Origin of the sequence: Gordonia sihwensis NBRC 108236, assembly GCF_000333035.1 — a bacterium.
Lineage (GTDB): Bacteria > Actinomycetota > Actinomycetes > Mycobacteriales > Mycobacteriaceae > Gordonia > Gordonia sihwensis.
This window is the reverse complement of record NZ_BANU01000014.1, coordinates 156,235-166,041: the sequence shown is the minus strand read 5'-3', so window position 1 is coordinate 166,041 and position 9,807 is coordinate 156,235. Positions and strand designations below refer to the sequence as shown.

At 71.7% G+C, this 9,807-nt stretch carries 10 protein-coding genes; 4 read left to right on the top strand and 6 right to left on the bottom strand.

Features of this window, described 5'->3' with window-relative positions; translation table 11 throughout:
• Together GSI01S_RS10505 and GSI01S_RS10500 are read left to right on the top strand one after the other, a co-directional pair.
• The coding region (locus tag GSI01S_RS10505) for an anti-sigma factor (protein WP_006896533.1) at nucleotides 1–444 on the top strand (444 nt) is incomplete at its 5' end.
• 81 nt (nucleotides 445–525) lie between these two features.
• A complete protein-coding gene (locus tag GSI01S_RS10500) occupies nucleotides 526–2,235 on the top strand; it encodes a cytochrome c biogenesis protein DipZ (RefSeq protein WP_006896532.1) in 1,710 nt (569 codons plus the stop codon).
• 30 nt (nucleotides 2,236–2,265) lie between these two features.
• Here the strand turns inward: GSI01S_RS10500 and GSI01S_RS10495 are convergent, their stop codons facing one another.
• Complete coding sequence (locus GSI01S_RS10495) at nucleotides 2,266–3,213, bottom strand: C40 family peptidase (RefSeq protein WP_006896531.1); 948 nt, start codon at nucleotides 3,211–3,213, stop codon at nucleotides 2,266–2,268.
• Nucleotides 3,210–3,533 (bottom strand): type VII secretion target, encoded by a 324-nt coding sequence (locus GSI01S_RS10490; protein WP_006896530.1) that lies wholly within the window; start codon nucleotides 3,531–3,533, stop codon nucleotides 3,210–3,212. Before GSI01S_RS10490 ends, GSI01S_RS10495 begins: the two co-directional genes overlap by 4 nt.
• Nucleotides 3,534–3,619: 86 nt before the next feature.
• Here GSI01S_RS10490 and upp point away from each other — a divergent pair, with 86 nt between their 5' ends.
• Nucleotides 3,620–4,267, top strand: a complete 648-nt coding sequence (gene upp / locus GSI01S_RS10485) for a uracil phosphoribosyltransferase (RefSeq protein WP_006896529.1) — start codon at nucleotides 3,620–3,622, stop codon at nucleotides 4,265–4,267.
• Between the two features lie 9 nt (nucleotides 4,268–4,276).
• On the opposite strand, the gene soxR is transcribed toward upp, so the two are convergent.
• Entirely contained in the window at nucleotides 4,277–4,741 is a 465-nt protein-coding gene (gene soxR, locus GSI01S_RS10480) for a redox-sensitive transcriptional activator SoxR (protein ID WP_006896528.1), read from the bottom strand.
• A 75-nt stretch (nucleotides 4,742–4,816) separates the two neighbouring features.
• Between soxR and GSI01S_RS10475 the strand changes: the two genes are divergently transcribed.
• Nucleotides 4,817–6,739: an ABC transporter ATP-binding protein gene (locus GSI01S_RS10475; RefSeq protein ID WP_006896527.1), complete on the top strand. Its 1,923-nt coding sequence runs from the start codon at nucleotides 4,817–4,819 to the stop codon at nucleotides 6,737–6,739.
• On the opposite strand, the gene GSI01S_RS10470 is transcribed toward GSI01S_RS10475, so the two are convergent.
• From GSI01S_RS10470 to GSI01S_RS10460, 3 genes are read right to left on the bottom strand one after another with little or no spacing between them, the layout of a single operon-like run.
• Nucleotides 6,736–7,383 carry a hypothetical protein gene (locus tag GSI01S_RS10470; protein WP_006896526.1) on the bottom strand — a complete coding sequence of 216 codons (648 nt, stop codon included), beginning with the start codon at nucleotides 7,381–7,383 and terminating at the stop codon, nucleotides 6,736–6,738. The genes GSI01S_RS10475 and GSI01S_RS10470 overlap by 4 nt on opposite strands.
• Nucleotides 7,380–8,936, bottom strand: a complete 1,557-nt coding sequence (locus tag GSI01S_RS10465; RefSeq protein WP_006896525.1) for a phospho-sugar mutase — start codon at nucleotides 8,934–8,936, stop codon at nucleotides 7,380–7,382. The genes GSI01S_RS10470 and GSI01S_RS10465 overlap by 4 nt, the downstream gene beginning before the upstream one ends.
• A gap of 4 nt (nucleotides 8,937–8,940) precedes the next feature.
• Entirely contained in the window at nucleotides 8,941–9,753 is an 813-nt protein-coding gene (locus tag GSI01S_RS10460) for a purine-nucleoside phosphorylase (protein WP_006896524.1), read from the bottom strand.
• Nucleotides 9,754–9,807 lie beyond the last annotated feature (54 nt).

Below are 9,807 nucleotides of genomic sequence, written 5' to 3'. Positions count from 1 at the left end.
CGCTGGGTGCGCGCGGCGGCAGCGGCGTGCATCGCGGTCGCGGCCGCGGGCGGCGTCGTCACCTGGCGGGTCGTCGCCGACCACCGGCCGTCGGCGACGTCGACCTCGGGGACCTCGATGGACGACGTGCTCGCCGCACCCGACATGGAGAAGGCCACCGGTGCCGTCGGCGACGGCACGGTCAAGGCGATGTACGCACCGTCGCAGCGCGCCACCGTGGTGAGTGTTGAGAACCTGCCGCCGACCGACCACCGGACCGGATACCAGGTGTGGATCACCGTCGACGGGCGGAAGAAGTCGGCGGGCATGGTGCACGGTGCCGACACGTCGAGCGTCATCATGACCGACATGAGCCGGCCGGCCGACGTCTCGCTGTCGGTGGAGCCGATGACCGGTTCCCCGCAGCCGACCTCACCGATGGTGGTCCAGTTCCCGATTCCCTGAGATCTGTCCCGCGATCCAATCCCCGCCGCGCTCGGCGTCGAATCAATCGTGAACAGACCGGTCGAGAGGAATGGATCCGCGATGCTGACGATGATTCTGGTGGGGTTGGCCGGAGGTCTGGTGACCGGGGTGTCGCCGTGCGTGCTGCCGATGATTCCGATCATCTTCGTGACCGGCGGCGCTCAGACCGGGACTCGCGAGACGTCGGCGTCACCGGGCCGGGCGATCGCGATCATCGGCGGAATCGTGGTCAGCTTCAGTCTCATCACGCTGCTCGGGACTCTGGTGCTCGCCGCGCTGGGACTGCCGAGCGGACTGCTGCGATGGACCGGCATCGTCCTGCTGGTGTTGATCGGACTGGGCATGCTGATCCCGTCGGTGGCGCATGTGCTGGAGCGTCCGTTCGCGCGACTGCCCGGGTGGACGCCGAAGGGCCGAGGCGGGCGGGCCGCGCCCTTCCTTCTGGGCCTGGGACTGGGCACCCTGTACGTGCCGTGCGCCGGCCCGGTGCTCGCCGCGATCTCGGTGGCCGGCGCGACCGGCGACATCGGGTGGCGGACCGTGGTCCTGACCGTCTCGTTCGCCGTCGGCGCGGCACTGCCGCTGGCCGTGTTCGCGGTCGCGGGGGCGTCGCTGGCGAAGCGGCTGGCCGCGTACCGGCGGCGGCAGCGCACCTTCCGCGCGGTGGGAGGGGTGATCCTCATCGGGCTGGCGGTGGCACTCGTCTTCGACGCCCCGGCCCGGCTGCAGGCGGCGATTCCCTCGTACACCGCCTCGGTCGACCGTGCGCTGTCGCAGTCGGACGCGGTCAACCGCGCACTCGGACGGCAGACGGGCGGTGCCGCGGCGTGCACGGGCGGCGACGGGCTCGCCGACTGCGGCAGTGCGGCCGACTTCACCGGAGGCGGTCGCTGGTTCAACACGCCCGGCGGCGCCCCGCTGACGGTGGCCGGGCTCCGGGGCAAAGTGGTCCTCGTCGACTTCTGGACCTACTCGTGCATCAACTGCCTGCGCGACGGCCCGCACGTGCGCCAGTGGTGGGACGCGTACCGGACGTCGGGACTGGAGATCGTCGGAGTCCACACGCCGGAGTTCGCGTTCGAGAAGGACTCGGGCAATGTGGCCGCCGCGATCGGCGACGAACACATCGGCTATCCGGTGGTGCAGGACAACGACTACGCGATCTGGAACGCCTACGGCAACCGCTACTGGCCGGCGAAGTACCTGATCGACGCGCACGGCACCGTGCGTGCCGTCTCCTACGGTGAGGGCGGCTACGAGGAGATGGAACAGCGAATCCGCACTCTGCTCCACGAGGCCTCGCCCGAGCGTGCGCTGCCGGCACCGGTCAGCGGCGCCACCGTGAGTGCCGGCGACCTCGGCGGCGGACCGGCCTCCGGACCGATCTCGCCGGAGATGTACGTGTCGGCGTCGCGCTCGGAGGGCTCCTACGCGGGCGGTGCGCTGACTGTGGGACGCCGCACCTTCTCATTCGGCGCCGACTCGAAGCCCAGCACATACGCGCTAGCGGGCGAGTTCGACGTGACCGACGAATCGGTGCGCGCGGTCGACGCCGCCCGTATCCGCCTCGACAGCACCGCCTCATCGGTCAACGCGGTTCTCGGCGGCACCGGCCGCGCGGTCGTGCACACACCCGGAGCCCCGGACCGGACGATCGACGTCTCGGGCCCGCCGCGGCTGTACAACCTCGCCGACGACGGTTACCGCCACCGTGACACGACGATTGATCTGAGCGACGGACTCGAGGTCTACAGCTTCACCTTCGGCTGAATCCGGACCGACGGCCGCCCGCCTCGACCGTCATCGGGGCCGGTAGAAGCCCTCGAAGGTCTGGTCGGCGTTGGAGGTACGCAACGGCGTCACTCCGACCGGATCGCCGCCGGTCTCCACGAGCTGGCCGTTGCCGATGTACATGGCGACGTGCCCGGACCAGACGGCGAGGTCTCCCGGCTGCAGGTCGTCCTGTGACACGGCGAACCCCGCGGTGTCCTGGTCCTGGGCGAGCCGAGGCAGCTCCACTCCCGCCTGCCGGTAGGCCCACTGGGTGAAGCCGCTGCAGTCGAAGCCGTCGGTGGTGGTTCCGCCCCAGACGTACGGGGTGCCCTGGACGCTGAGCGCAGCGCGGACCGCGGTCGCGGCGCGCTCGTTCTCGGCGTACGACACGGAGCCGTCGGGGAGGGTGATCGGGATCCGTCCGCCGCCCGACGACGGAGCACCGGCCGACGGGGCACCGGAGACGGCCCGCGCCGTGCTCGGATCGGCCGCCGCCTGCCCCTCCAGGGCGGAGGCGTCGCGCGAGAGGTCGACCTGCGCTCGCTGCACCACGTGGACCCCGCGCGCCAGATGGCTCAGCGCGAGCGGGACCAGCGCGGCCAGCCCTGCGGGCGAGGCGATCGCCGGGACCGTCGCGGCAGTCGCGACGAACGATTCGACGAGAGCATTCAGTTCGGTGTTCGCCTCCTTCACCCGCCCGGCCGCGTGCTCGATGATGGACGTGATGTCGCTGCCGGCGGTGCCGATCGAGTCGTCGACGGCCGCCAGACGGCGTGATGCGGTCCCCGCGCGGTCGCCGCCCGCGCCGCGCCAGCCCGCTGCGGTGGCGGCGACGCTCCGGTCCGACAATGTCGAGGCCTCGGCCAGTGCGGACCCGGTGTCGGAGTACACCGCCGTCGCCCCGGGCGGGAGCACTCCGGTGCCGAGTGTCGCCACCAGCGCTTTGAGCGGCGCGATCAAGAGTTCGGCACTCATGCCGGCACCCCGGCGACGGCGTCGGCGTTGGTGCCGTCGCAACACTGGTAAGCGGTGCGGGCGGTGCTCGCGCAGTCGGCGGCCGACGCGTGGCGCGAGGCGAGAGCGTCGAGTCGGTCGGCCCGCGCCGCGCCCAGCCGTTCGAGCGCGGCCAGGAACTCGACGCCGATCAGCCCGAAAGTCGGTACCAGCGTGCTCGTGCCGGATCGCTCGGCCGCCGTGCGCGCACGGACGGCCTCTGCCGCTCCCGACTGGTTGGCGGCGACGGCGTGGACCGCGGCCGGATCGACGATGACCGGTGTGCCGGATTGGACGTTCATACCTAATTGGACGCACCCGGCCGCCGAACGGTTCCGCCGCCGTCGGCCACGGCGTGTCACCGACTGCCCGACATTACGATGAGCGAATGACCGACACCCCCTCGTCAGGCCTGCACGTCCGCATCGTCGATCACCCGCTGACCCGCGCGTGGCTGTCGGTTCTGCGCGACGAGGCCACCGACAACGCGGCCTTCCGGAACGCGCTCGCCCGACTGGCCCAGATGCTGGTCTACGAGGCCTTCGCGGATGCTCCGGAACGCCCGTTGCAGGTGCGGACTCCCGTCGGGGAGGCGTCGTGTAGCAGGCTCGCGTCCACGCCGCTGTTCGTTCCGGTCCTGCGCGCCGGTCTCGGCATGCTCGACGCCGCGCTCGCAGCGGTGCCCGAGGCCGGGATCGGTCTGGTCGGCGTGGCCCGCGACGAGACCACGGCCATGCCCACCGAGTACCTCGCATCGTTGCCGCAGGACCTCACCGGGCGTCCGGTGTGCGTGCTGGACCCGATGCTGGCGACCGGCGGCTCGCTGGCGCACACGCTGGATCTGCTCGTCGCACGCGGCGCCACCGATCTCACGGCGATCTGCGTGGTCGGGGCACCGGAGGGGCTCGACGCGCTGCGCGCGTGGGGCGGATCGCTGCGCCTGGTGATAGGTGCGGTCGACGAACGGCTCAACGAGGCCAAGTTCATCGTTCCCGGGCTCGGCGACGCGGGCGACCGCCAGTTCGGTCCGCGCTGAGCCCCCGGATCATCCCCGGGTCGCCGGGGGCAGTCGCCGCGGCCCCGGTCCCTGTTCGCCCAGGACATCCCCCGGATTGACGTACGGACACTCGGTGAGCGACAGGCAGCCGCAGCCGATGCAGTCGGCCAGATCGTCTCGCAGGGCCACCAGACCGGCGATGCGGCGGTCGAGGTCGGCCCGCCAGTCCTGAGCCAGCCGTGCCCAGTCCTGCCTGGTCGGCGGCTTCTCATGCGGGAGTGCGTCCAGTGCGGCCTTGATGCGGGCGAGCGGAATGCCGAGTGTCTGCGAGGCGCGGATGAAGGCGACCAGCCGCAGCGTGTCCCTGCGGTACTCCCGCCTGTTCCCGGCGGTGCGGCGGCTGGTGATGAGCCCGATCTGCTCGTAGTAGTGCAGCGTCGAGACGGCGACCCCCGCACGGTCTGCGACCTGTCCCGGTTTGAGCCACGCTCCGCGCGGCGAGCTCTCGGCCATCGGCCCTTTCCTTGACATCAAGTGCACTTGATGAAGTGCACTGTAAGTCATGAGCACCGAACGGGGCGATCTGCGATGAGCATGGAATCGGTCGCATGGGACGTCATGTACAAGTCGATGCACGCCGCCGACGCGAAATCGGCGCGGGCGGACCGGCGGGCGACACTGCGCCGGATCAGCGGTTTCGCGCGCCCGCACCGGCGGCGCATCATCACCTTCCTCCTGCTGTCGGTGGTGACCGCGGTACTCACCGTCGTCACGCCGCTCCTGGCCGGCCGGGTGGTCAACCTCATCGGATCCGGAGGCTCGGACGCCGGCCGGGAGATCGTGATGCTGGCGCTGTTGATCGCGGCGATCGCCGTCGCCGAGGCTGCGGCCTCGATCGGCACGCGGTGGCTGTCGTCGAACATCGGTGAGGGGCTGATCCTGGACCTGCGCCGAGCCGTGTTCGACCACGTCCAGCAGATGCCGGTCGCGTTCTTCACCCGAACCCGGACAGGGGCGCTCGTGAGCCGGCTCAACAACGACGTGATCGGCGCGCAGCGCGCCTTCAGTGACACCCTCTCGGGGGTGGTGTCGAATGTGGTGACCCTGCTGCTGACCCTGGGCGTGATGGTCGCGATCAGCTGGCAGATCACCGTGCTCGCCCTCATCCTGCTCCCGGTGTTCGTGGTGCCGGCGCGACGCATGGGCAGCCGGATGGCGGGGCTCGCGCGGGAGAGCGCGGATCACAACGCGCGGATGTCGACGCAGATGACCGAGCGTTTCTCCGCTCCCGGCGCCACGCTCGTGAAGCTCTTCGGGCGCCCGGAGATCGAATCGAAGGAGTTCGGCGACCGCGCCGACGCCGTTCGAGACATCGGAGTCCGCCAGGCGATGCTGCAGAGTTACTTCTACACCGCGCTGATGCTCGTCTCGGCACTCGCTCTGGCTCTGGTCTACGGTCTCGGCGGTTGGCTGGCGGTGCATCAGCATCTGTCCGCCGGAGCGGTGGTCTCACTGGCTCTGCTGCTCACCCGCATGTATGCGCCGCTGACCGCGCTGGCCAATGCGCGCGTGGAGGTGATGAGCGCGCTCGTCAGTTTCGAGCGAGTCTTCGAGGTGCTCGATCTGCGGCCGCTGATCGTGGACCGCCCCGGGGCCGAGACGGTACCCGACGCCGCGGACGGCGTCACGGTCCGGTTCGAGAACGTGTCATTCGGGTACCCGTCCGCGGACAAGGTGTCCCTGGCCTCGCTGGAGGAGGTGGCGCAACTGGACTCCCGCACCGGCGGCACGGTCCTGCACGAGGTCGACTTCGAGGTCCCCGCCGGCTCGATGGTCGCTCTCGTCGGGAGTTCGGGCGCGGGCAAGTCGACCGTCGCGTCGCTGGCCACCCGGCTCTACGACGTCGATGAGGGCGGCATCTCGCTCAACGGTGTGGACCTCCGCGACCTGCGGTCGGATGCGATCCACCGCACCGTCGGCCTGGTCACGCAGGACGGACACCTCTTCCACGACACCGTCGGCGCCAATCTGCGGCTGGCCCGGCCGGACGCCTCCGACGACGAACTCTGGGAGGCGTTGGCGCGGGCGCGTCTGGACGATCTGGTCCGCTCGCTGCCCAACGGTTTGGACACGGTGGTCGGCGAACGCGGCTACCGTCTCTCGGGCGGCGAACGCCAGCGGCTGACCATCGCGCGGCTGCTGCTCGCCCGACCGTCGGTGGTGATCCTCGACGAGGCCACCGCGCACCTGGACTCGACGTCGGAGGCCGCCGTCTCGGCGGCCCTCGCGGAGGCGCTGACGGGGCGGACGTCGCTGGTCATCGCTCACCGGCTCTCCACGGTCCGGGCGGCCGACGAGATCATCGTGCTCGAATCAGGCCGGGTGGTCGAGCGCGGCGACCACCGATCGCTGCTGGAACGCGGCGGCCGCTACGCCGAGCTCTACCGGACGCAGTTCGCGACCGGTCCGACTCCGAGCACCACGACCGCGAGCGGAGGAGCGGGCCGCTAGTCCACCCAGCTGGAGACCATCGGCTCCACGGTGAGCGTCGAGCCGTTCTCCCGGATCGTCAGCGAGCTGGGGGAGACCACGTAGTCGACGCTGCCGTTGGTCGCGACGAAGGTGTCGCCGCTGCGGGTCGGATACCCCACCTCGACCGTGTCACCGTCGGCCTCGCCCTTGTAGTAGTAGCGGCCGGTCTGTGCGCCCACCTGGCAGATGACGACGCGAGAGCGCTCGGTGTATCCGACGAACACCGCGTCGTCCTCTGAGGCGTTGCAGCGCGGCCCGGACAGGAAGCCCTGGCGGTCGGCGCCGGGGACGGTGACCGGACCGGAGCCCGGCGCGGTGGTCGGGATCGTCGGCGCGGTGGTGGTGGGCTGCGCGGTGACGGTGGGCGGCGTCGGAGTGCCGGTCGCGGTATGAGTGACGGTCGTCGGTGGACTCGACGACGAGACCGGGGCCGCGGTGTCCGACTTCTTCCCCTGTGAGTACAGGACGGCGGCGGCGATCCCGCCGATCAGCAGCACCACGCCGGCGATGATCGCGACCAGCACCGCCGGCGACGACCAGGGCGACTGGTTGCGGGGTGGCTGAGGACCGGTCGGGGGCCCGCCCTGCGAATACCCCGGATCCGGATACTGCGGATAGCTCATCGTCGGATCTCCTCCCCGCGACTACCGGCCGGAAGCTCGGCCAGGACGTCGTCCAACAGCTGCGACAGCTCGTGGTGCACGGTGCTGACGCTACCGTCCGCGACCGGCGCGCTCAGCTGTCCGTAGTACTTGAGTTTCGGTTCGGTTCCGCTCGGACGGGCGAAGACGCGCAGAGCGACGCCGTCCGGCCGCCGACCGGTCAGCTCCACACCGTCGGTTCGCAGGCCGTCGGTGCGTTCGGCGTAGTCGGCGGCCGTCACCGGGATGCCGGCGAGCGCCGCCGGCGGCGCGGTGCGCAGACCGGCCATGATCGCAGCGATCTCGGACGGATCGTCGAGCCGGAGCGACCGCGGTGCCGTCACGTGCACGCCGTTCTCAGCGTGCAGCGCGCCGAGTGCCGCGGCCAGCCCGCCGCGCCCGATCCAGGACGACGCGAGGAAGGCGGCGGCCACCGCCGCGCTGATTCCGTCCTTATCGCGGACGGCAGCCGGGTCGACGCAGTGCCCGAGCGCCTCCTCGTAGGCGTAGACGAGCGGTTCGCCCGCCCGAACGAGCCATTTGAACCCGGTGAGGGTGCGGCGGGCGTCGGCGCCGCGACGCAGCGCCGCGGCGTGCAGCAGCGTGCCTGAGACGATCGAGCTGGCGACCACCGGGCGGTCGCCGTGCGGCACCGCCGACTCGGCGACGGCGTCGAGGACCCAGGTGCCCAGCAGCGCCCCCGTCTCGTCGCCGGTGAGCATGCGCCAGCGGTCGCCGTCGCGGATGCCGACCGCGCAGCGATCGGCGTCCGGGTCGAGCGCGACCGCGAGATCGGCGTCCACGTCGTCGGCCAGTGCCAGCAGCAGATCGGTGGCGCCGGGCTCCTCGGGGTTCGGGAAAGCGACCGTGGGGAAGTCCGGATCGGGAGCGAACTGCTCGCCGACCACGTGCACGTCGGAGAATCCGCAGCGGGCGAGCGCCTCCACCGCGAGGTCGCCGCCGACGCCGTGCAACGGTGTCAACGCGATCCGCAGGGGCCGCGCGACCGCGTCCTCGAAGCGTGCGCAGATCCGCGCCAGGTAGTCGGCGCGCGCGGCGCGGGCTCGTCGGTCCGGAGCCACCGGTCTCCGGGGAATCTCCGCCGGTTCGGTCGCGGCGATCGCGGCCTCGATCTCCCGATCGGCGGGGCCCACCAACTGGGCGCCCGGGCACGGCGGATCGCCCAGGTACACCTTGTAGCCGTTGTCACGCGGCGGATTGTGCGAGGCGGTGATCATCACGCCGGCGGCGGCGCCGTGCACGCGGGTCGCGAAGGCCGTCACCGGCGTCGGCGCCGGGTCGGGCAGCGCGATCACGTCGAATCCCCTCGCGGCCAGGACCTCGCGCGTCGCCGCGGCGAACTCCTCCGAGCCGTTGCGGGCGTCGCGGCCCACGACGACGGGCGCTCCGGCGTGTCCGCGCGCGATCAGCCAGTCGGCCAGGCCCGCCGTCGCGCGGGTCACCGTGGTGACGTTCATCCCGTCGGGCCCCGGCGCCACGGGGCCCCGCAGACCGGCGGTTCCGAAGGTCAGCATCGGCTCACCGTTCGGCGAGCGCGCCGATGACCGCGCCGAGCAGCCGGCCCATCCGCTCGGCCGACTCGCGGCCCACGGCGAGGACCTCCGCGTGGTCGAGCGGCTCCCCGGTGATTCCCGCCGCGAGATTGGTGACCAGCGACAGTCCGAGGACGTCGAGGCCGGCCGCCCGGGCCGCGATCGTCTCGTGCACGGTGGACATCCCCACCAGGTCGGCCCCCATCACGCCGAGCATGCGGATCTCGGCGGGCGTCTCGTACTGGGGACCGGGCAGTCCCGCGTACACGCCTTCGCCCAGTTCGGGGTCGACGCGGCGGGCCGCCGCACGCAGCGCCGGGCTGTAGGCGTCGACCATGTTCACGAAGTGCGCGCCCTCCAACGGGGACCGGCCGGTGAGGTTGATCTGGTCGGCGATGAGCACGGGTCGGCCCACCTCGAGCCCGGGACGGATGCCGCCCGCCGCGTTCGTCAGGACGACGGTGTGCGCGCCGGCGGCGGCCGCGGTCCGTACCGGGTGCACCACGCGCGCCAGGGAATGGCCCTCGTAGGCGTGGATCCGGCCGAGCAGGACGAGCACGCGGGTGTCGCCGAGCTGAATCGACTCGACGGTGCCCGCGTGTCCCCGCGCGGACGGGGTCCCGAAGCCGGGGATGTCGGCCATCGGCAGTCGCGCGACCGGCGTGCCGAGCGCCGCCGCAGCCGGAGCCCACCCGGATCCCAGGACGACGGCCACGTCGTGGCGGGGACAGTCGGTAGCGGTGGCGATGACGGCGGCCGCGGCGGCTGCCGCGGCGTCATGATCGACGGTTGGATCCATGAGGCAACCGTAGTGTCTCACCCGTGCCTGCTCCTGCCGAGGTGTGCGGCGATA